Source organism: Actinomycetota bacterium (genome assembly GCA_019347575.1).
Taxonomy (GTDB): Bacteria; Actinomycetota; Nitriliruptoria; order Nitriliruptorales; family Nitriliruptoraceae; genus JAHWKY01.
The window spans coordinates 1-21,570 of the sequence record JAHWKY010000022.1 but is presented as its reverse complement, the minus strand read 5'-3'; the positions used below and the strand labels follow the sequence as shown (position 1 = coordinate 21,570).

The following is a 21,570-nucleotide window of genomic DNA, read 5'->3' as shown; positions in this document are numbered from 1 at the left end:
TCACGATGGTGCCTCCACCTCGTCGTCGGACGCCGGTTCGGCATCGGGGAACGCGTTCACCGCGCGGTCGACGAGGTCGCCCAGTTCGGCGCGGGTCTCCTCGATCGTCTGCAGGTGCAGCACGTGGACGTACAGCGTCGGAGGGTCGCGCCGCACCTCCAGCGTGAGCGTGCCAGGGATGAGCGAGATGGCGTTGGCGATCAGCGTCACGACCCCGGGCGTGGTCGTGTGGACCGGCACCTCTACGATCGCCTGGTGGATGCGGTTGCTGGGCGTGACCACCTCCCAGGCGACGACCGCGGACGCACGCAGCAGTCCCCACGCGAAGAAGCCCAGGAACCGCAACGCGGCCATCGGTCGGATCCGGACCCGCTCGGGCTGCCACCGCACCGGCACCAGCCAGAGCGTCAGCGCTCCGACGACGAGTCCGCCGAGCGCGTTGGCGACGGACACCTCGCCCCAGAGCGCGGTCCACACGACGACCGACCACACCAGCGTGATCACCAGCCGCTTCGGTACGCGCCGCTCCGTCACGGTCCCAACACCGCCTCGACGTAGGGCGCCCGGTCGAGCAGCACGACCGCCGCGTTCTCGCTGATCTGCAGGATCGGGGCGGCGGCGAGGACGAACACCAGCGACGTGGCGACCAGGACACCGGTCGCGAGCGACATCGTGCGGGGAACGCGCACGGCAACGTCACTGGCCTCTTCGGCGGGAGCCGGCTCGTCGGGGGCACCCCAGAAGACGCCGTTCCAGATCTTCACCATCGAGAACAGCGTCAGCAGACCCACGGCGAGCGAGACCGTCACGATCTCCCACTGGCCGATCGCCAGCCCGGCCTCGATGAGCGACAGCTTCGCCACGAACCCCGACAGAGGCGGGATCCCGGCCAGGCTCAGTGCAGGCAGCAGGAACATGACCGCGACGACCGGGGCGGAGTGGAGCATCCCGCCCAACCGGCGGAGCTGCGCCGTGCCCTTGGCCTGTTCCACGACGCCGGCGACGAGGAAGAGGGTCGTCTTGACGATGATGTGGTGCACCACGTAGAGGACCGCGCCCGCGATCCCGGCGAGGGAGAACAACCCCAGGCCGAAGATCATGTAGCCGATCTGGCTGATGATGTGGAAGCTCAGGATGCGCTTGACGTCGTTCTGTGCGATCGCCCCGAGGACGCCGACCGTCATCGTGAGCCCGCCCAGCAGGAGCAGGACCACGGAAGCGTCGCCGTCGGTGGGGAACAGCAGAGTCTGGGTCCGGATGATGGCGTAGACCCCGACCTTGGTGAGCAGGCCCGCGAAGAGCGCCGTGACGGGCGAGGGCGCCGTCGGGTACGCGTCCGGCAGCCACGAGAACAGAGGGAAGATGGCGGCCTTCACCCCGAACACCACGAGAAGCAGCAGCCCGAGGGCGCCGCGGAGCTGGGGATCGATCGCGTCGAGGCGTCCCGCCAGCTCGGCGAGGTTGACCGTCCCGGTGGCGGCGTACAGCAGCGCGACCGTGGTCACGAACAGGGTCGAGGCGAGCAGGCTCATCACGACGTAGGTCATGCCGTGCCGCACCTGTCGCCGCGTCCCGCCGAGGGTGATCAGCACGTAGCTGGACGCGAGCATGACCTCGAACGCGACGAAGAGGTTGAACAGGTCGGCGGTCAGGAAGGAAGCGCACACACCGGCCGCGAGGGTCAGGTAGACGGGGTGGAAGAAGCCCGCCTCGCCGGTGCGGGGACTGCCGATGGCGTAGACGAGCACCACCAGCAGCATCAGCGCCGAGACCACGAGCATGAGCGCGGAGAGCGAGTCAGCAGCGAGCACGATGCCGACGCTCGCATCCCACCCGCCGATCTTGGCGCCGATGACCGAGCCGTCCCCCACTTCCGCGAGGACCAGGCCGGAGAGCGCCAGGAGCGCCGTGAGGACGGCCACGCCGAGGATCCGCTGCACGCGCAGGTGGCGGCTCAGCATCAACGAGAGCGCCGCGCCTGCCAGTGGCAGCGCGATCAGCGCCGGGAGCACGAGATCGGCCATCAGGGCTCGGCACCGGTGCGGTAATCGACGGCGACCTCGTCCTCGTCGTGGCCCGCGTCCTCCACCCGCGATGCATCGAGCCGTCGCCGCATCTCGGCGATGCGACGGTCCTCGATGTCGTCCTCGACCTCGTCGTCGCGTCTCTGGAGCCAGCTGCGGTAGGCGAGCGCGAGCAGGAACGCGCTGACCGCGAAGGTGATGACGATGGCAGTGAGCGCGAGGGCCTGTGGGAGCGGGTCGGAGGTCGTCGCCGGATGTGCGCCGGCGAACGGTGGAGCGCCGGGGTCCCCTCCGGCGGAGAGCAGCAGCAGGTTGGCGCCGTGACCGAGAACGGCGAGTCCGATGACGATGCGCGACAGGCTCCGCTGGAGCACGAGGTAGGCACCCACGGCGTACAGCACCCCGACCGTCAGCGCGAGGAGGAGGATCACGTTGCGTCCTCCGCGTCGCCTTCCCGGCCCAGGGTCCGTAGCACCACGAGGACCAGGCCGATCACGACCGTGTAGACCCCGATGTCGAAGGGCAGCGCCGTGGTCGCCTTCAGGGTCCCCAGGACCGGCACGTGCAGCTCGAGTTCGGTGCTGGCGAGGAACGCGTCGTCCCAGATCCAACCGCCCGCTCCGGTGAGCACCGCCAGGAGGAGACCCGCCCCGAGAAGTCGCGACGAGGGCAGTGGCAGGATGCGGTCGACCCCGTCTGTGCCTTCGGCGACGTAGCGGAGCACGAGAGCGGCGCCGGCCACGAGGCCGCCGACGAAGCCCCCGCCGGGAGCGTTGTGGCCGGCGAACAGCAGGAACACCGAGAACAGCAGTGCCGTGCGGAAGATGACGTCGAGGACCGTGTCGAGGATCAGCGACGAGCGCGGCATCAGCGCTCCTCCGCTTCATCACGACGCAGGTGCGCGCGCACCAGCGACGCGACGCCGATGACCGCGACCACGACGACGGTGATCTCGCCGACGGTGTCGAGGGCCCGGAAGTCGGTCAGGATCACGTTGACGACGTTGCTGCCGCCACCTTCGGGCTTGGCACGCGCGAGGTAGTCGGCAGCGGAGGTGTCGAAGCGACGGGCCGAGGCTGCGATGACGGCGAAGATCGCCACGAACACGCCCACGGAGACCGAGACGAGGATGCGAAGCCCGCGTCCGAGTCGCCACGAGGACTGCTCGAAACGCTCGGGGAGCCGTCGGAGCACGAGCACGAAGATGCCGAGGGCGAGCGTCTCGACCAGGAGCTGGGTCAGTGCGAGGTCGGGCGCGCCCTGGATGACGAACAGCACCGCGACGCCGTAGCCGACCGCCCCGAGCAGCAGAACCGCCGACAGCCGGTGGCGTACGAGCGCGGTGCCGATGGCCGCCCCGATCACGAGCGCTCCGACGGCGACCTGCAGCCCGGAGCGTGCGAACGTCAGCGATCCGGGACCTGCCGCACTGCGGACGAGCAGGTGACCGGGCAACAGCACGGCGGTGCCGAGGACCATGCCGAGGTAGACCGGCAACGACCCGGGCTGCACGAACGCGGTCACCCGGTCGGCGAGGCGGTTGAGTCCGAACAGCGAGCGGCGGTACACGTCGGTGGTGTCGGGAGAGCGTCCGGTGAGACGGGTGGTCCGGTCCACCCACCGCGGACGCAGGAACGCGAGGGTGCCGACCGCGAGCGCGGTGACCGAGAGCGCGAGCGGGGCGCCGAACCCGTGCCACAGCGCGAGGTGGAGACCAGCGGCAGCTTCGTCGAGCGACGCCGACGCCGCCTCGACCAGAGCGTCCGCCGGGGCGACCCACACGCCGAACACGACGCTGGCGACCACGAGGACGACCGCGGGCAGCTCGAGGGTCAGCCGCGGGCGTTGGACCTCGTCGGCCGTGACGGGATCGTCGACGAGCACGTCGTCCGACTTGCCCGCCAGCGCACCCCAGATCAGCCGCAGTCCGTAGGCCGCCGTGAGCACGGCCCCGGCCACGATCGCGACCACCACCGCGCCCCGCCCGAGCGCCGCGTGCAGGCTCGAGTCGAGCGCTGCCTCCTTAGCCACGAAGCCGAGCAGCGGCGGGACCCCAGCCATCGACGCGGTCGCCACGACCAGAGCCGTCGCGGTGACGGGGAGCTTGCGGCCGATGCCGTCGAGGCGACGCAGGTCCCGGGTGTGGGCCTGGTGGTCCACCACACCGGCGCAGAGGAACAGGGCGGCCTTGAACAGCGCGTGCGCCAGGAGAACAGCGACACCGGCGTGGAGCAGCTCGTGATCGCCGGCGCCGACGAGGAGGAAGATGAGGCCTAGCTGCGACACGGTTCCGTACGCCAGCAGCTCCTTGAGGTCCGTGGACTTGAGCGCCCGGTACCCGCCGACCAGCATCGACACCGCCCCGACGGTCAACAGCGTCGGCGTCCACCAGTCCGCGACGGGCGCGAAGGCGGGGCCGACCCGGGCCACCAGGTAGATGCCCGCCTTCACCATCGTGGCGGAGTGCAGGTAGGCGGAGACCGGCGTCGGTGCCGCCATCGCCCCGGGCAGCCAGAAGTGGAACGGTGCCTGCGCCGACTTGGTCATCGCGCCGATGAGGACGAGGACGAGGCCAGCGGTGGCGGTGCCGCCCGTCGGCGGGGACTCCAGCAGCGCCGCGAGCGAGTACGTCTCACCCGCGAGTCCCAGGAACACCAGCCCCGCCAGCAGGACGAGACCGCCGAGGCCCGTCACGAGCAGCGCTTGGAGTGCGGCGGCTCTGGCGGGCGCGCGGTCGTCCTCGAAGCCGATCAGCAGGTAGGACGTGACCGACGTCAGCTCCCAGCCGACGAAGAGGAGCAGGATGTTGTCCGCCGACGTCAGCAGCAGCATCGACCCGGCGAACAGCACGAGCATCGCGGTGAAGCGGCCGAGGTCGTCACGCTGGTCGAAGTACCGCGCCCCGTACAGGAAGACGAGCACGCCGATGCCAGCGATCAGCCACCAGAACAGCAGCCCGAACCCGTCGAGACGCAGGTCGAGCATGAGTCCCAGGTCGGGGACCCACGGCACCGAGGCCTCGATGACCTCACCCTCGATGACCGAAGGCGTCCGGGCGATGAGGTAGACGACCGCCGCGGCCGGAGCCAGCGCACCCAGCACGAGCACGTTGCGTCCGAGCCGACGGCCCACGAGCCCGGTGACGAGTGCCAGCAGGGCGTGGATGACCAGAACGAGGGCGAGCCCCACCTCAGACGCTGTCCGCGGCGGAGGGAACCACCACCACCGGGAGCTTGGTGCTCGCGCTGATGCGATCCACGGGGATGCGGTCGCTGGCGCCCGTGAGGACGATCACGTCCTGGCTGCCGGAGACGAGGTCGTGCAGGCCATGCTCGGGTGGCCCCGCCACGAGGACGCTTCCCGGCTCGAACTCATCGAGCAGCTCCGCCGCGCGGCGCAGACGGCCCTCCGCGTTCACCTTGGCATCGTCCCAGGACGCGCGCTGCGCCGACTCGTAGTCGACCGACGCGACGAGGCAGACGCTGCCCAGGCCCTCGATCGACTCCAGGACCGGGCGGGCAGGCACGACATCCTCCGCGTCGCCGAGCAGGACGACGATGGCCTGCGGTCCCTCGCGATCGGCTGAAGGCACGATCTGTATGGGATGGGTCCCCGCCTCACGACGCGCGAGGTCGACCGCCAACGGGATGAACAGCGGACCGAGCACGACGGCGAGACCGACGACGGAACGCAGGTCGTGCCCTCTCCGACGCAGGACCAGAGCAGCGGCGAGGCCGCACACCACCCACCCGAGGCCGAAGATCGCAGCCTGGAGCGGCGTGCTCACGACCGCGAGGTTCGCGGCCCCTCCCAGCGCCCCGTCCACGGTGGCGGAGAGGTGCTCGGGGAGGTCGCGGGTAGCAACGGGCGTCACGTCGTCCGTTCCGGTCGGCGTTCATCTACCTGTGCCGACCAGGCTTCCCGGCTCGCCGCGACCCAGGCTAGCGGCTCGCCGGCGGGGCGTCGTCAGACGCCCCACCGGGGCCGTCGCCCGCGCGAGCGGTCGTACGGCGCGTACCTGCGATGCTCGCTTGAGCTATCCCCGCAACGAGATCAGCACGCTGTTCGTCGTCCCGTCACCGAGGTCGATCCGCAGCCGCCACGTGCCCTCGTTGAGCTGCTTGGTGCTGAGGTTGAACACGTACTGCTCCTCGATCGGGTCGTAGCGGAAGGTGTTGCCCGCGTCGGCGCTGGAAACCGAGACCGCCGCCTCCTCGTCTGCTGTCGTGCTGTCGCCGATCTTGGTGACCAGCAGCTTGGCGGTCGCGTCCGTGATGCCGGCGCTCGCGCCGGTGAGCTCGAACTTGACCGGCACGACGCGGCCGAGCCGGAACACCGGTGTGGTGTCGGTCGACAGGGGTGACAGCACCCCCGACCAGCTGTAGGCCACCGTGACCGTGAAGCTCTTGCTGCCGGTGTTGCCGGCAGCATCCGTGGCCGAGCACGTCACGGTCGTGACCCCGAGCGGGAAGGTCGTGCCGGATGCGCTGGTGCAGGCCGGTGTCAGGACGCCGTCGACGAGGTCGAGGGCCGCAGCGCTGTCGTAGCTGACCGTGGCGCCGGCCGATGACGTCGCGGTGACCGTGAGGTTGCCAGACACGGTGACCTCTGGTGCGGTGGTGTCGCGGACGGTGACCGTGAAGCCGCCCATGCCGGTGTTGCCGGCGGCGTCCGTCGCGGTGCACCCGACCGCGGTGTCCCCGAGCGGGTAGACGGTTCCCGACGCGGGATCGCACGTCGCGCTGAGCTGGCCGTCGACGTTGTCCTCCGCCGTGGCTGGGTCGTAGGTCACCGTCGCGCCATCGGGTCCGGTCGCCTCGGTCACGACATCCGCCGGGACCGTCACCACGGGGGCGGTCTCGTCCTGCACCGTCACCGTGAAGCTCGCCGATCCCGCGTTGCCAGCTCCATCTGTGGACGAGCACACCACGGTCGTGGTCCCGAGCGGGAAGGTGGCTCCCGCCTCCGGGGTGCACGACACGGGGACGACACCGGACACGGTGTCGGTCGCGCTCGCACCCGTGTACGACACGGGGGCACCCGATGCGTCGATCGCTGCTGCCACGATGTTGGCCGGTACCAGCACCTGCGGCGGCGTGGTGTCCTGCACCGTGACGGTGAACGAACGGGTCGCGAGGTTGCCGGCTGCGTCGGCGGCGGAGCACGTCACCGTGGTCGTACCCAGCGGGTAGGTCGCTCCTGATCCGGGGTCACAGACGACGGCGACGGTCCCGTCGACGAGGTCCGTCGCCGAGCTGCCCGGGTACGCCACGGTCGCGCCGCCGGCGGAGGCGGCCTCGGTGACCACGTCCGACGGGGCGTCGAACTCCGGTGCCGTGGTGTCGTGCACCGTGACCTGGAAGCTCACGCTGGCGCTGTTGCCTGCCGCGTCCGTGGCGGAGCACGTCACCGTGGTGGTGCCCAGAGAGAACGTCTCACCGCTCGTCCAGTCGCAGAGCGGCGTCACGGTGCCATCCACCTGGTCGGTGGCGGTAGGTGCGTCGAACGCGACGTTGGCGCCGAGCGAGGAGGTGGCCTCGACGGTGAGGTCGATGGGCGGTTCGAGCACGGGGGCGGTCGTGTCCTGGACCTCGATCCAGAAGCTGTTGCTGCCCTCGTTGCCTGCGGCGTCGACCGCCGAACACGAGACGGCGTGCATCCCCAGAGGGAACGTCGAGCCGCTCGCCGGATCGCACACGACGGGAAGGCTGCCGTCCACGGCGTCGTCGGCCGACACGCCTGACCACGTCGTGGTGGCGCCGGTGGGTCCTGTCGCCTCGATGATGAGGTTGGCCGGCACAGCCACGACCGGGGCGGTGGAGTCCTGCACCGTGATCGCGAATGAGCCCGTGGAGATGTTGCCGCTGGCGTCGGTCGCGGTGCATCCGATCTGGGTGGTCCCGAGGGGGAGCTGGCTCCCGGGCCCGGGGTTGCACACGGTGGCGACCGCGCCGTCGACGACATCTGTGGCATCGGCGACGTCGAAGGTCACCATCGCGCCGCTGGCGGACGTCGCCTCGACGACCATCCCGGCGGGCAGGTCGAGCACCGGCCCTGCCGTATCGAGCACCGTGACGGTGAACGATCCCGTCCCGGTGTTGCCGGAGGCGTCGGTCGCGGTGCACGTGACCGTGGTCGTCCCGAGCGTGAACAGCTGGCCTGCGGCCGGCGCACAGGAGGGGGTGATCGCACCCTCGACCGCGTCCAGTGCGGTCGCGGGCGGGTAGGTGACGACGGCACCGTCCGGACCGGTCGCCTCGGCCACGACGTCGGGGGGCACGCTGACGTCGGGCGCGGCGGTGTCGGAGATCGTGTAGGTGACGCTGGCGCTCGCGCTCAGCCCGTCACTGTCGGTGTACGAGCACGACGCGGTCTGGGCTCCCAGCCCGCTGGCGGCGTTGGGGCCGGTGATCGGGGAAAGCGCCGCGAGCTCCGACAGCGTGCCGTCCTCGACGTCGGAGATCTGGCACTGCGCAACCGGGACGGTACCGAACTCGTAGGTCGCGCCGTGGGCGACGCCGGTCACGCTCACGTGAGGCGCGTTGCAGCTGCCGGTGGAGATGCGGAGGTGATCGATCCCCAGCGCGCTCGAGAAGCCGCTGTCGCTGACGTTGCGCACCCGCGCCTCGATCGTGTAGCTGCCGCTCGCGGGGAAGCTGAAGCCGAACGGGGTCCACGGCGTCGCGCCGTAGTCACCGACCGTGGACACGGACGCGGAGAACAAGGTCGTGGTCGAACTCCCACCCTCGATGGTGACGACCGCGCCGTCGTCGTTGTACGGCAGGTAGTCGTTGGCCTTGAAGAAAGCCGAGCCGCACAGCGTCGCGCCGGCGGGGACCCACACCTCTTGGCTGAGGGTCGTGTAGACGTTCACGGCGCCGGCGTGCAGGACGGCGAACGATGCGCCATCGACCGGGCCCAGGCTGGCGTAGCTGGTGGCGTTCGCCACCGTGCCGTTCGCGACGACCCAAGCGTTCAGACCATCCTCGAAGCTGCCGTTGATCAGACTCGGTGGCGTGACGTAGGTCCGGAAGGCGTAGTCGGCGCTCGACTGCTGCATCCAGGTGCCGTACTGGTCCCGGACGATGCCGTTCCCGCCCGCGTAGCTGTTGGCGTACATCCAGCGGTAGCCGGGTCCGGACACGCCCACCGCGTAGGTGGTGCCTGCGATCACCGGGGCAGGCTGGTTCAACGCCACCTCCGCCCACCCAGGACTCCACGCCGACAGTGTGGCGGGTGCGCTCCCGGACCCGATCACGGTGCCCGTCGGAAGGCCGTGCGCGTCGAGCTCGATGATCTCGACCGTCACGTCCCCGGCCCCAGCGTCCCCGAGCAGGTAGGCGTCGGCGCGCGTGAGCGAACCGGTCGTCCCGGCCGTGAAGGTCTGGAACACCGCTTGGTTGTAGCTGGGGTCGATCACGGTGTACCAGCCGTTGGAGCTGGGCGATGCCTCCTGGTCGAGCTGCTCCAACGAACTCGCGCTGGCAGTGCCGGGCACGAGCAGGGAGGTGAGCACGACCACGGCCAAGAGTGCGGCCATCCGTCGAAGCGACCAGGCGCGGGCGGACACAGGAACGGCGTTCATGGGCGGAGTCCTTCTGGATCGTGGTTGCCGGCTGTTGCGCCGGTTCCTGCTCGGACGGACACGTCGAACAGAGCGGAGATGAGGCCGTTCGCGTCACGGATGGCCGTGCGCGTACCCGTTTCGATGGCTTCGAGCTCGCCCACGATGGACCCGTCGGCGAGCGCGTCGGGAACCAGGCGGAGGACGAAGGAGATGGTCATGGGCCCGACGCTACGAGACACGCGTCCCGGCCCGGTCCCATGGTCGTCCCCACGGTGTCCCTCACCGGGGCGTAACCGTCTGGCCGCTCCGGTCTAGTCCCGGAGCCTGAGCTCGAGGCTGGCCAGCTCCGCCGACGGCTCGAGTCCGAGCTCTGCGAGGTGTCGCCGCGCACGGGCGAGTACGGTCGCGGCACGCGCGTGACGTCCCGCAGCGAGCAGAACCCTCACGGCTCGCACGTACCGGGTCTCGTCGTAGGGGTCGGCCTCGATGCCCTCCTCCAGCAACGCGACGGCGTCGTCGATCCGACCCTCGTCCCGCGCAGCATCCGCGAGGAGATCGAGGGCTATCACGAGCCAACGGCGCGCCCGCTCGCGGGGCGCGACCGTCCACGCATCGTAGGGATCCGCGGGGAGTAGCTCACCGGCGTAGCGGTCCACGGCGCGTTGGGCCAGCGTCCGGGCTTCCGGCGGCCGGCTGCCTGCTGCCGCTGCGAGCGCCGCTCTGACGTCACGCTCGATCTCCACCAGATCGATGACGACGTGTTCCCGGAACGAGATCACGTCGCCGTCCCGCACCACGATGTCTCCGCAGGACTCACGGACGCGCGCCACCACGTTACGCATCCGCCGACGGCCTCGATCGGCGTCAACGTCGGGCCAGAGCCTCTCGGCGAGCTGCTCGACGTGCAGCTGTCCGCCCGAGACCGCGAGGATCTTCACGGCTTGAGCCGGGACGCCGGCCGGGGGGGTGACGTCAGCGTCCCCCCGCCGGACCTGAAGCCCGCCGAGGACACGGACCGTTACCTCGCCGCTGACAGCTGGCTCGGCCAGTTCCGGTCCGGATGCGACCTCCGACAGAGGGCCTTGCCGTGGCGTGGTGGTGGACACCGGGATCCGGGAGATGACCGCTTCGACCCAGTCGACGACCTCGTGGGGTGCCAACCGAAGGACGAACGATCGTCTGCCTTCGTGGTCAGCAAGAGCTGTGTCGTGTGGGTGGAACCCGAGCAGTTCGAGGAGTGACGCGATCATAGGTCGGCGTGTCACCGTCAGGAACCGCCCGCCACGGGTCAAGACCGAGAGCACGTGGCGTCGGAGCGCAGGCGTCGTCGTGAGGGCGTCACGCGGGTCCGCCACGATCGGTCCGACGTAGTACACGTCGCTGGTGCTACATCGTTCGGGCAGGCTGGGTCCGAGCCACGTCTCAGCGAGCCCGACCACGTCTGCTGGCAGCGCGTCGAGCGAGTCGGATGCCACCCGCGCGAGAACGGCAACGGCGACGATGCGGCCGTCACGGTCACGGGCGACCATGATCTCCTCGCCGGGGTGGTCGACGAGACGAGCGAGGACCTCGATCGCGAGCTCATCGCCGGGTGTGGCCTCCTCGTCTGAGCGCGGAACGAACCGGCGCCAGAAGTCGAGGACCCCGTCGCGGTCCTCGACTCGCAACGGGGTGAGGTTGGCCACGGCGACGTCCGCTTCGTCGAACAGGAGCGTCTTCACCAGGGCGTTCTGCCACAGGTACAGCCGTTGTTCGACGAGCCACGCCAGGTCGTCCCCGGTCGCGTCGCGCATCCTCTCCGCCAGGTGACTCGCAGCACGCACGCGGTAGATCGTGTGGCGATCAGGATCGCGCCACCGGAGATCCTGCGCCAGCACGGCCCGGACGTGCTCGTGGAGTCGGAGCCCGCCTGGAACCGGGGCGACGATCGACAGGTGTGCGAGGCGTGCGAGTGGTGCGGCGACGTCGTGGTCCGTCATCGTGCGCAGGAGCGGCTCGTCGAAGGTATGCACCACCGTGGCGGCTTCGAGCAGCTCGCGGAGATCCGGATCGTCGACATCACGCAGGAGTCGCTCGGCGCTCGTGCGGACGGCGACGTTCCAGCCACCGACGGTGGCGAGGTCGTGGGTTCCCATCTCCTCCGCGAGATCGGCCGCCAAGGCAACAGCGAGAGGTAGGCCACCGGTGGCCGCGGCAACGCTATCCACGAACCCGGCTCCGTCGATGCCCCGGCGCGTGAGGTACTCGTTCATCTCAGCAGGTGTGAAAGGAGCCAGGCGCAGCGTGCGGATGATCGGGCGCCAGAGACGCACCCAAGGGTCGGGAGGCAACTCGAGGCGGCTGGCGATGACGACGCGACAACCCGGCTCGAGCTCCGGGAGCAGCATGTCGAAGAGGAAGCGTGACACTGGTCGCAAGGAGACGAAGTCGTCGATGAGCAACACCGTGCGAGCACGGTTGAGCCCCTCGACGGTGTCCTGGATGTGGGTGCCGCCTAGCGCACGCAGCAGCGCATCCGGACTCGGAGCGATGGAGCCGCCATCGATCTCGACGACCGTACGGTCCTCCTCCCGGGCCAACCGCGCGAAGGCCCGCAGGAGGGTGCTCTTGCCTGATCCTCCGCTGCCGAGGACCAGCAGTAGTGGCGGCGGGGAGCCCGTGAGAGCGCCCCGGAACGTGGCCAGCTCGCTTTCGCGTCCCACGAAGAGCCGTCGTTCCAGCGAGTCCAGCACGTCACGCAGCCTGCCTGTTGCGGTATCCAGCTTGCTGCTCCGGGCCGTTTCTCCGCGTGTGACGTCGGCGTCACCGTAGGTTCAGCGGGGCGACCTCGCCGCCGACCCCTTCGACCGAACGGCCGGGAGAGATCCCGGCACCCGGTGGCGCCACCAGCGATCGCGGCTGACGGCACGACCAGCCTGAAACCGTGGCGCCATCACGCCGTCGTCTCAGCCGGTCCACCGGGGCCGAGCACAGCGGTACATCGACCGCCGTATCGCAGGAACGTGCCGCCGCGGCGAGCCCGAGGCAGGAGTCACGACCCCGTAGGGAGAACCCTGACACGACGGGAAGCGGTTCAGGGCTGTCACTGGTGACAGCGAGACGCCCAGGTGCCAACATCCTGGCGGAGAGCCCGCGACCGAGCGATGCGGGAAGGGGGAACCACCGTGAGGCGTGGACCCCGCAACGCGGTCGTCGCCGCGGTCACGCCCGGGGCGATCATCCCGGTCGTCGTCGCGCTCGTGATGGGACTCCAGGTCCCATCGCAGCGGGTCCTGCCGGACCTGCCTCCCGCCGCAGACGCGGACTACAGCAGCCGCTTCGCCACCGGGTTCGACACCCTGAGCGAGGACTACCTGCGTCAGATCCTCGGCCCCGATCCCGCGGCGGTGGCGTCGTCGACGCCAGACGGCAGCCTCGCTCCAGGCACGGTCGCGCGACCCTCAGCCACGTCCCCACCCGGGGTCGATCCGGACCCGCTGGAGGAACTGCCGGTCGGTGGCCAACGCACCCTGACCCCCGAGCGGACCCCCGACGATCTGCGGGCGGTCGAGCCCTGGCGCAGCCAGGGAGCGAGCATCTCCGCGGATGGCGGGCAGGTGGCCTTCGCCTCGACCGACACACGCATCGCGGGCATGGATCCCACGCCGTGTGCGGCGCAGCCACCCGGGCTGACGGCCGTCTCGGCGTTGTACTGGATCAGCCGCGGGAACCTGAGCAGCCCACCACCCGATCCCGGTCCGTGCGACCAGGTCGTGGTGTACGACCTTCGCACCGGCGAGACGACGATCGCGTCGATCGGGCAGTCAGGCGAGCTCGCGAACGCGCCGGTGCACAACTACATGCTCTCGGGCGACGGGCGGGTCGTCGTGTTCTCGACTGCCGCGTCGAACGTGGTGGTCGGGGACACCAACGATGTCACCGACATCTTCGTGCGCGACCTGGTCGCGGGCCGGACCGATCTGGTCTCGGTGTCGATCCACGGTGGACCGATCCGTCGGCCGCCCCAGGACTACCCGGAGCAGCTCGGCTACCCAGCGCGCCAGGACGTCCCCGACGTGCTCGGCAGCGTGGCGGCCGAGATCGCGTCGATCTCCCACGACGGCCGGTACGTGCTGTTCGAGTCGGCCGCCGACGATCTCGTCGAAGGCGACACCCCCCAGAGCGTGGATGTGTTCGTCCGCGACCGTCTGGCCGGCACCACCGAGCGGGTGTCCGTGACGTGGACCGGAGAGCCGCCCCCGCGTGAGGACGTGCGCAGCGACAACCAAGAGCGCGTGGAGTTCCGCACCACCGTCTCTGCGGTGCCGTGTATGGCGCCCAACGGCCGCTACGTGGCGTTCCGATCGCGCGTGTCCACCCTCGTACCGGGTGACCTCAACGACGGACCCGACCTGTTCCTGCGTGACCGCGTGACCGGACGCACCGAGATCGTGAGCGTGTCCTCCTCGGGTGAGCAGGGGGATGGGCACGCCTGGGGGGCCTTCGGCGACAGCCACCAACCCCGAGCCGCCAGCCACTGCGTGTCGAACGACGGACGCTACGTCCTGTTCTCGTCGAACTCGACCAACCTGGTCGAGGACGACACCAACGAGCAGTGGGACATCTTCCTGCGTGATCGGGCCACCGACACGACCCGGCGGGTGAGCGTGAAGGCCGACGGCACCCAGGCCGAGAGTCCACCGGCGGACAGGCCGAGGTTGCCGTTCGAGGGTGACACGCAGGACCACTGGGTGGCGTGGAACCCGACGTTGTCGCCGGATGGCAACTTCGTCGCCTTCCTCTCACAGGCGGGGCTCACCCCGGACGACCCCGGCCCAGAGCGGAACTGGCCCACCGACGGCTACCCACTGCTCGATGACGGGGGCCACCCCCACGACGTGTTCATCTTCGATATCTCCCGGGGCCGGCTGACGAGGGTCGACCTGAGAGGCCGACCGGGTCAGCTCGGGTTCGAGGACGGCGAGCTGGCGATGTCCCACGACGTCCTCGATGCGCCTGCCCTGTCCTCGGGAGCGTCGTTCGTCGCCTACGAGACCAGGATCACCAACCCCTATCCGCTCAAGGGCAGCGTCCGCGTGTACCGATGGAGAGGCCTATGAACCGACTGCGCTTCCGCGACCTGCCGCTGTTCGGCAAGTTCCTGCTGCCGTTCCTGGGCCTGGTCGTCGTGCTCGGCACGCTCGGCACGTTCGTGGTCGTGCGTGACCTCGTGAAGCGGGCCGAGGCCGAGCTCGACGAGACCCTGGCCCGCAACTCGCTCGAGGCGCGCTCGCTGCTGCGCGATCGGGAGCTGTACCTGGTGGAGTCGGCCAGCTTCTCGGCCAACCTCGCCGGCATGGCGACCGCGCTGGAGGCGCGCGATGCCGAGGACGCGACACGGCTGCTGCGTTCGGTGATCGCGCTGAAGAGCGACCTGGACCTGCTCGTCGTGGCCGACCCGGACGGGCAGACGTTCCTCGCCTTCACCCCACGCGAGGGCGGGACGGAAGCGGTGCGACTGGACTTGGACTGGCGCGGCGACGTCCTCGTCCGTGACGCGATCGCTGACCCCACCGGGTCCAAGTACGCGGGCTCGGTGACCGTCGACGACCGCACGTACCTGAGCGTGGCCGGTGCGGTGTGCTCCGACCCGCAGGGCTGCGCCCCGACCGGCGTCGCCATCGTCGGCATCGACGTGGATCGGATCGTGGCCTCGCTGACGGACGCCGGTGCCGACGACGGACGAACCGTGGCGCTCTACGGCGCCGACGGTCGGCTCGTGTCGGCCGCGAGCACGCGTATCCCGAACGAGGTCCCCGAGCGACCTGCGTCGGGGTTGCTGCGCCACACGAGCACCGTCGGCGGAGTCGAGATCGCGACGCTCTTCGCCGATTGGGAGGTCCGCGGAGAGGTCATCGGCACCGTCGGGGTCGCGGTCCCGACCGCTCCGGCCTTCGCAGCGGTCCGCGGAGCGGGGTGGCGGCTGGCGTTGCTGGTCCTGGCGGGGATGGTGGGCATCGTCGTGCTCGGGGCGCTCATCTCGCGCTTGACCACGTCCCGGGTGAAGGAGCTGCTGGAGACCAGCCGCGCGATCGGGCGCGGTGAGTTCTCCGTCCGTGCACCCGTGGTCGGCCGTGATGAGCTCGGCGAACTCGCCAGCGGCGTCAACCAGATGGCCGAGGAGCTCGAGGCTGGGCGCGAGACGCTCGAGCTGCGGGTGCAGCAGCGCACCGAGGAGGTCGAGCGGCTGATGCGCGAGCGCAACGAGATCTTCGCCTCGCTGAGCCACGAGCTGCGCACGCCGCTGGCGACCATCCTGCTGGAGACGGAGATGATGCTCGACCCCAGCTTCCGCAAGAACACGCAGTGGATCGGGGAGACGGGCGAGACCATCCAGGGTTCCGCGCAACAGCTCCTCGCGCTCGTGAACGACATCCTCGAGCTGGTCCGAGCCGAGGCTGGCAGTATCGACGTCGCCCTCGAGGTCATCGACGTCCACGACGTGATCGACGATCTGCGTCCGACCATCGAGGCGCTCGCCCGCTCCAGCGAGCTGGCCCTCACCCTCGCTATCGACGACCCGCTGCCTCCTGTCCGCGCCGACGACCGACGGCTGCGGGAGGTCCTGCTCAACCTCGTCGACAACGCGGTCAAGTACACCCCCGCGGGTGGCGCGGTGTCCATCGATGTGACCGCTGACGCTGATCGGGTCCGGATCGCCGTGACCGACACGGGCGTCGGCATGCCACAGGATGCGGGCGAGCGCATCTTCGAGCCGTTCTACCGCGTGCCGGGGGCACGCACACAGCGGGGCCAGGCGTCGAGCGGACTCGGACTCGCGTTGTCGAAGCGACTCATCGAGGCTCAGGGCGGCACCATCGCCTTCACCAGCCAGCCCGAGGAGGGGTCGACCTTCGTCGTCACCCTGCCGGCCGTTCCCGAGCCGGTCGACGGCCAGGGATCCGCGACGCTCGCATCCGAGCTCGATCGCGGACGTGCACCGGCACCATCGGGGTGACCGTGGCCGAGCGGAAGCACCCGTCGGGCCGTGGCGACGCGGACGTCGTGACGCTGCTGCTGGTGGACGATCACCCGATGTGGCGGGACACGCTCCGCAAGGTGCTCGAGCACGGCGGGGCCGCACGGGTCGTCGCGGAGGCGAACGACGGGGCCGAAGCCATCGAGCGGGCCCGGGACGTGCGGCCGGACGTGGTGATCATGGACATCGCGCTCCCTGGCGTCGACGGGGTCGAGGCGACACGGGCGATCGTCGAGTTCGATCCCGACGTGCGCGTGCTCGCGTTGTCGTCCTCCGACGATCCTCCACAGGTGATCGCCACGATCCGAGCCGGCGCCGCCGGCTACCTGCTCAAGACCGCGACCCCGGCCCAGCTCACCGACGCGGTCGACCGCATCCACCGGGGTGAAGCCGTCCTGCCCCCCACGCTGTCCGGGGTCGTTCTCGGGGTGCTCCGGGGAGCCGACCCCACCGATGACCTCGCAGACGAGGGTGAACATCCGGCGCTGGAGCGGTTGACGCCCCGCGAAGGTCAGGTCCTCGAACTCATCGCCGAGGGACGCTCGAACCGCGCCATCGCGGAGGCCCTCTCGGTCGCTCCGAAGAGCGTCGAGGCGTACGTGCGCAGCATCTACACCAAGCTGGATCTCGAACCCGTGCCCGACGACAACCGCCGCGTCCTGGCCGTGCTCGCCTACCTCGGGGCGTGAACGGTCCGTGAGGTCACCCGTCCGTCCAGCGTGTCGGACGGCGGGTGTCGTCGACGAGCGTCTTGCGCCGATCCCAGGGGCTGTCGCCGATGCCGCGCTCGAGCACCTCGATCTCCTCGCCGGTGACCCGGATGTAGGTGTAGGCGGTGTTGTCACCATCGTCGGTCTCCAGGACGTCACCATCGGGGTCCGACTGCGCGCGGATGAGGTAGAGGCCGTCGGGGTTGTCCCCGAACTCCACGAAGTTGCCCTCGACCCACCACTGGTAGATGTCGACCCAGCCCCGGGCGAGAGCCATCTGCGTGGCGACCGGCGGATCGAACGAGGTGCAGGCTTCCTCACCGTAGACCGAGTACGGCGGGTCCTGGGCGAACGAGTCCCACTCGGCGATGTGGTAGGGCGCAAGGCAGAACCCGAGCTTGGGGCCAACGCCGGCCAGCTCCAGTCCGCCGCGACGTGGGTCGGTCACGCGGTACAGCTCGAGGGACTGCAGGGCACCGTGGTGGTAGTGCACGTGCTGTGGATGCCACTCGAAGTCGCCGGCCTCGTGGACGTCGTGGCCACCGTCGTCGCGGTGCACGCGCTGGTACATCTGCCCTGCGAGCTCGCCGTCCTCGGCGATGAACAAGTCCAGGGGACCATCACCGACGTTGGCCGGCCCGGCGGAGAACCGCAGGCAACGCTGGGCGTCGTAATCGACGACCTCGGTCGGCTGGCACGCGGCGAAGCCGACCTCGTACGGCGGCACCACCTGCAGGTTCGGCAGCAGCTCCGCAGGCCCTCTCCCGCTGCGATCCCGACCGTGCCCGTGCCCGCCCTTGCCCGGGGCAGCCGCCTCGGGATCGAGCGCGGCACGCATCCGGAAGGCGCTATCACGCACATCGAAGGCCTCCAGGCGCACGACCCAACGTCCCTCGACTGGATCGGAGACGCGCACCTCGCCGGGCGGCGATCCCCTGAGTGCGACCAGGTCACCGTTCGGGTCGTAGACCGCCATCCCGAACTTGTCGCGCAGCGACGGCTGGTCGAACGCGACCCGCAGTTCCTCCCCGCCAGCGACGACATCGAAGGCGTAGCTGAAGCAGCGATGCTCGCTCCCGCACAACGGTCCCGCGATCCCTGCGAAGAGGGCACTGATGGCACTCACCTGCGACGAAGCCGGGTACCGCTCCGTGGCGATGCACGACAGGTAGGTGGCGACCGGGCTGTCGCACAGCACCGGGTCGGCCACGCGCGTGCCCGTCCCGACGCTGTCGATGTACGGGCCGTCCCAGAACAGGGCGTCACCCCGGCCGAGCTCCCCGACGAACTCCGACTCCGCCGTGGATGCGGAGGCGTCGGTGGTCGAGTCGTCCGGCGTCACGAACCCGGTCGTTGCGGTCGCCGCCAGCAGCAGCACAACGGCTGTGGTCACGAACCTGCGCATCTTCCCGTCCTCGGTCGGTCCTCGACGCACGGGGCGTTCCACGGGGAGGAACACCCGGCTCCGAGCCGTCACGGATCAGGATGCTGGTGGAACGACGACCGACGGTCGGACCGGTCGGCTACCCGCGCGATGGAAGCTCGATCGGTACCACCTCGAGTCCGTCGATGCCCACGAAGTCGTGGGGGTTGCACGTGTAGACGGCCAGGCCGTTGGCGATGGCGATCGCGGCGATCATCGCGTCGTAGGCCCGTGTAGCGGTCTTGCGACCCGCGCGCCGGAGAGAGGCCGCGACCTGCCCGAACGCTCGAGCCGCCGCGTCGTCGAACGGCAACGGGTCGAAGTCGGCTTCGGCCTGTTGAAGGTGGGCCTGCCGTGCTTGGCGCTCCTGGGGAGTAGCCGCCACGAGCGGACCTACCGACAGCTCCGCGAGCGTGATCGCGGAGATCAACGGCTCGTCCGGTAGCTGCGAAGCGTCGTCCAGTTCGCGCAGCACGATCAGCGTGCTCGTGTCGAGCAACCCGTGGATCGGGCGCTCACCGTTGCTCACAGGCTCGCGTCGACTGCCGAGGCGAGATCGCGTCGCAGAGCCTCGGGCTCGACGGCCGGCAGTCCACGCCACCGGTCGAGCAGCACGGTGGCCTTCAGTGCGGGCCGTCGCACCGGGACCAGCTGGGCGACCGGCCGTCCCGAGCGCGTGACGGTCAGATGCTCGCCCCGCTGCACCCGGTCCACGATGTCGCCCCCGTGGTTGCGCAGATCACGCATGCTCACCTCAGCCATGACACCATCGTATCACGCGTGATACTTGACGCGCCTGGACCCCGCCAGCACGCGCAGAACGACTCTCTACTCCTCCCGTAGTACGTTAGACTCATGCTATGAGTAAGCGGCTCCAGGTACTGCTCGATGAGCACGAGTTCGACGCCATCCGCCAGGTCGCGGCAGCGGAGGGAGTGACCGTGTCGGAGTGGGTCCGCCAGGTCCTCCGCCGTGCCCGGCGCGAGCGACCGTCGGCCGATGCCGCACGCAAGCTCGCGGCGATCCGCGCCGCGGCGAGGCACGACTTCCCCACCGCCGACATCGACCAGATGCTCACCGAGATCGAGGCCGGGTACCTGGGGCGATGATCCTGGTCGACTCGAACATCCCGATGTACCTCGTCGGCGCCGAGCACCCCTCCAAGACCCGTGCGCAGCGGGTCCTCGAACGCCTCATCGACGCCGGGGAGCGCCTGGTCACCGACGTCGAGGTACTCCAGGAGATCCTGCACCGCTACACCGCCATCGACCGCCCCGATGCGATCCAGCCCGCGTTCGACGCGATCCTGGGCGTGGTGGACGAGGTCCTGCCCGTCCTGGAGGATCACGTGCAGGAGGCCAAGCGCATCGTGCTGGGCCGCTACGGGCTGTCGGCCCGCGACGCCTTGCACCTCGGCGTCATGGCCGACCACGGCATCGGTCGCATCCTCAGCTTCGACGCGGGCTTCGACGCCTACCCCGACGTCGAGCGCCTGTCATGAGGTCGTGGCGAACGTGCCCTCGACGACCGGCAGAGTCAGGGCGCTGACGGTGCCCGGACCGGTGGTGACCGTGAGGTGTGGTCGGTAGGGGTCGGGCACGGTGTTCCACCCGGCCGAGCCGACCGTGAGTACGAGCCGGTGGCCCGCGGGGATGCGGCTGGCCAGCGGCACGCTGGTCAGGGTGATGTCGGTCGGGGTGTTGACCGGGAAGTCCGCGCCCTCGTCGACGAACACGTGGCGCAGGTCGGCGATCGCCTGGCCCGACTCGGTGTGGTCAGCCACCGCACAGGGATCGTCCGCGTCGGTGTGGTAGAGGAACGAGGCCAGCGTGCCGTCGGGTAGGTCGCTCTCGATGGTGAGGTCGACCGTGTAGTGGCCGGCGATCACGACCTCCTCGGTCAGCGGCTCGGACACGTAGACGAGGTGGTCACCGACGCAGCCGGGCAGACGACCAGCGAACGGCCGCATGCAGACCCCCGCGCACGGCACCCGGTCGGAGCTGAGGAAGGTGCGGCTCGACGCTTCCACGTCACCGGGATCGGCGACGAGGTCGTCGCCGCTGAGCCACAGGGTCGCGTCGGTGGCGCGGGGCGGCCACCGCTTGGCGGTGTGCCACACGCCGGAGTCGTCCTCGTACTCCACCACACCGGGCTTGATCGCGCCTGGATCGTCGCGGTCGTAGGTGCGCAGGTACCGGTCGAGCCACGCCACCGCCATCTGGTCGAAATCGGGGCGGGTGGGGAAGCCGTGAGCCCACTGCCCCAGCATGAAGCGACGGTGCGGACCGAGCAGATCCCAGACCCCGTCGAGCTGATCGACCATGAGGTCCCAGGTCTCCCCCGTCGGGTCACCCTCGTCCCACCGCAGTCCCACGGTCGCGAACACCGCCACCTTGGTGCCGTCGATCAGCGGGCGTAGGTCGCGCTCCTGGAAGTAAGCGGTGCGATCGCCGTTCCACACCGGCGGGGACGTCTCGATCTCCTCGCTGTAGCGGGGGCAGGCGACGTGGCCGGGCTCGGTGTCGGGCACGAACGGCCGACCGGTCTCGTTGGCGCGCGCGGATCGAGCGCCGGTCACCAACTGCGCAGTGAACAGCGGCGGCCGGAACTCGAGGATCTCCAGCGTCGCGCCCTGCTCGGTGAACAGGCTCCACAGGTCGGTGACCGGGCTGACCGGGACGACCGCCTTCAGCGACGGTGCGTCGTCGCTGGCGAGCGCGAGCATCTGGCTCCAACCGGGGAAGCTGAGGCCGTACATGCCGACCCTGTCGGTGCTCCACTCCGCGTCGGCGAGCGCCTCGATCACCGTGGCCACGTCTGACGAGTCG

At 70.0% G+C, this 21,570-nt stretch carries 18 protein-coding genes; 5 read left to right on the top strand and 13 right to left on the bottom strand.

What is annotated here, in order from left to right; translation table 11 throughout:
- From KY469_14795 to KY469_14755, 9 genes are all read right to left on the bottom strand, one after another.
- Positions 1-534: a Na+/H+ antiporter subunit E gene (locus tag KY469_14795; GenBank protein ID MBW3664365.1), complete on the bottom strand. Its 534-nt coding sequence runs from the start codon at positions 532-534 to the stop codon at positions 1-3.
- A complete protein-coding gene (locus KY469_14790; GenBank protein ID MBW3664364.1) occupies positions 531-2,024 on the bottom strand; it encodes a Na+/H+ antiporter subunit D in 1,494 nt (497 codons plus the stop codon). Before KY469_14790 ends, KY469_14795 begins: the two co-directional genes overlap by 4 nt.
- Complete coding sequence (locus tag KY469_14785) at positions 2,024-2,455, bottom strand: Na(+)/H(+) antiporter subunit C (protein MBW3664363.1); 432 nt, start codon at positions 2,453-2,455, stop codon at positions 2,024-2,026. The genes KY469_14790 and KY469_14785 overlap by 1 nt, the downstream gene beginning before the upstream one ends.
- A complete protein-coding gene (locus tag KY469_14780; protein ID MBW3664362.1) occupies positions 2,452-2,892 on the bottom strand; it encodes a hypothetical protein in 441 nt (146 codons plus the stop codon). Before KY469_14780 ends, KY469_14785 begins: the two co-directional genes overlap by 4 nt.
- Positions 2,892-5,213, bottom strand: a complete 2,322-nt coding sequence (locus tag KY469_14775; protein ID MBW3664361.1) for a DUF4040 domain-containing protein — start codon at positions 5,211-5,213, stop codon at positions 2,892-2,894. The genes KY469_14780 and KY469_14775 overlap by 1 nt, the downstream gene beginning before the upstream one ends.
- A gap of 1 nt (position 5,214) precedes the next feature.
- Positions 5,215-5,898, bottom strand: a complete 684-nt coding sequence (locus tag KY469_14770; GenBank protein MBW3664360.1) for a hypothetical protein — start codon at positions 5,896-5,898, stop codon at positions 5,215-5,217.
- A gap of 162 nt (positions 5,899-6,060) precedes the next feature.
- Positions 6,061-9,609 carry an HYR domain-containing protein gene (locus tag KY469_14765; protein MBW3664359.1) on the bottom strand — a complete coding sequence of 1,183 codons (3,549 nt, stop codon included), beginning with the start codon at positions 9,607-9,609 and terminating at the stop codon, positions 6,061-6,063.
- Positions 9,606-9,809 carry a hypothetical protein gene (locus tag KY469_14760; protein MBW3664358.1) on the bottom strand — a complete coding sequence of 68 codons (204 nt, stop codon included), beginning with the start codon at positions 9,807-9,809 and terminating at the stop codon, positions 9,606-9,608. The genes KY469_14765 and KY469_14760 overlap by 4 nt, the downstream gene beginning before the upstream one ends.
- A gap of 93 nt (positions 9,810-9,902) precedes the next feature.
- On the bottom strand, positions 9,903-12,323 hold the full coding sequence (locus KY469_14755; GenBank protein MBW3664357.1) for an AAA family ATPase: 2,421 nt from the start codon (positions 12,321-12,323) through the stop codon (positions 9,903-9,905).
- A 432-nt stretch (positions 12,324-12,755) separates the two neighbouring features.
- Between KY469_14755 and KY469_14750 the strand changes: the two genes are divergently transcribed.
- From KY469_14750 to KY469_14740, 3 genes are read left to right on the top strand one after another with little or no spacing between them, the layout of a single operon-like run.
- Positions 12,756-14,690 (top strand): hypothetical protein, encoded by a 1,935-nt coding sequence (locus tag KY469_14750; protein ID MBW3664356.1) that lies wholly within the window; start codon positions 12,756-12,758, stop codon positions 14,688-14,690.
- Entirely contained in the window at positions 14,687-16,588 is a 1,902-nt protein-coding gene (locus KY469_14745) for a sensor histidine kinase (GenBank protein MBW3664355.1), read from the top strand. Before KY469_14750 ends, KY469_14745 begins: the two co-directional genes overlap by 4 nt.
- 2 nt (positions 16,589-16,590) lie before the next feature.
- On the top strand, positions 16,591-17,298 hold the full coding sequence (locus KY469_14740; GenBank protein ID MBW3664354.1) for a response regulator transcription factor: 708 nt from the start codon (positions 16,591-16,593) through the stop codon (positions 17,296-17,298).
- A 13-nt stretch (positions 17,299-17,311) separates the two neighbouring features.
- On the opposite strand, the gene KY469_14735 is transcribed toward KY469_14740, so the two are convergent.
- The 3 genes from KY469_14735 to KY469_14725 form a co-directional block, all read right to left on the bottom strand.
- On the bottom strand, positions 17,312-18,724 hold the full coding sequence (locus tag KY469_14735; protein MBW3664353.1) for a hypothetical protein: 1,413 nt from the start codon (positions 18,722-18,724) through the stop codon (positions 17,312-17,314).
- 118 nt (positions 18,725-18,842) lie between these two features.
- Positions 18,843-19,241, bottom strand: a complete 399-nt coding sequence (locus KY469_14730) for a type II toxin-antitoxin system VapC family toxin (protein ID MBW3664352.1) — start codon at positions 19,239-19,241, stop codon at positions 18,843-18,845.
- Positions 19,242-19,267: 26 nt separating this feature from the next.
- Positions 19,268-19,489, bottom strand: a complete 222-nt coding sequence (locus KY469_14725) for a type II toxin-antitoxin system prevent-host-death family antitoxin (GenBank protein MBW3664351.1) — start codon at positions 19,487-19,489, stop codon at positions 19,268-19,270.
- 113 nt (positions 19,490-19,602) lie between these two features.
- On the opposite strand from KY469_14725, the gene KY469_14720 reads away from it, so the two are divergent.
- Both KY469_14720 and KY469_14715 read left to right on the top strand, forming a co-directional pair.
- Entirely contained in the window at positions 19,603-19,851 is a 249-nt protein-coding gene (locus KY469_14720; protein MBW3664350.1) for an antitoxin, read from the top strand.
- Positions 19,848-20,243: a type II toxin-antitoxin system VapC family toxin gene (locus KY469_14715; GenBank protein ID MBW3664349.1), complete on the top strand. Its 396-nt coding sequence runs from the start codon at positions 19,848-19,850 to the stop codon at positions 20,241-20,243. Before KY469_14720 ends, KY469_14715 begins: the two co-directional genes overlap by 4 nt.
- Here the strand turns inward: KY469_14715 and KY469_14710 are convergent.
- The coding region (locus KY469_14710) for a CocE/NonD family hydrolase (GenBank protein MBW3664348.1) at positions 20,238-21,570 on the bottom strand (1,333 nt) is incomplete at its 5' end. The two genes, KY469_14715 and KY469_14710, sit on opposite strands and share 6 nt — an antisense overlap.

Excerpts from the sequence above, each read along its gene's own strand:
- KY469_14790 (MBW3664364.1), bottom strand. The coding sequence starts at position 2,024 with ATGGCCGATCTCGTGCTCCCGGCGCTGATCGCGCTGCCACTGGCAGGC.
- KY469_14780 (MBW3664362.1), bottom strand. The coding sequence starts at position 2,892 with ATGCCGCGCTCGTCGCTGATCCTCGACACGGTCCTCGACGTCATCTTC.
- KY469_14765 (MBW3664359.1), bottom strand. The coding sequence starts at position 9,609 with ATGAACGCCGTTCCTGTGTCCGCCCGCGCCTGGTCGCTTCGACGGATG.
- KY469_14760 (MBW3664358.1), bottom strand. The coding sequence starts at position 9,809 with ATGACCATCTCCTTCGTCCTCCGCCTGGTTCCCGACGCGCTCGCCGAC.
- KY469_14745 (MBW3664355.1), top strand. The coding sequence starts at position 14,687 with ATGAACCGACTGCGCTTCCGCGACCTGCCGCTGTTCGGCAAGTTCCTG.
- KY469_14735 (MBW3664353.1), bottom strand. The coding sequence starts at position 18,724 with ATGCGCAGGTTCGTGACCACAGCCGTTGTGCTGCTGCTGGCGGCGACC.
- KY469_14725 (MBW3664351.1), bottom strand. The coding sequence starts at position 19,489 with ATGCGTGATCTGCGCAACCACGGGGGCGACATCGTGGACCGGGTGCAG.
- KY469_14720 (MBW3664350.1), top strand. The coding sequence starts at position 19,603 with ATGAGTAAGCGGCTCCAGGTACTGCTCGATGAGCACGAGTTCGACGCC.
- KY469_14715 (MBW3664349.1), top strand. The coding sequence starts at position 19,848 with ATGATCCTGGTCGACTCGAACATCCCGATGTACCTCGTCGGCGCCGAG.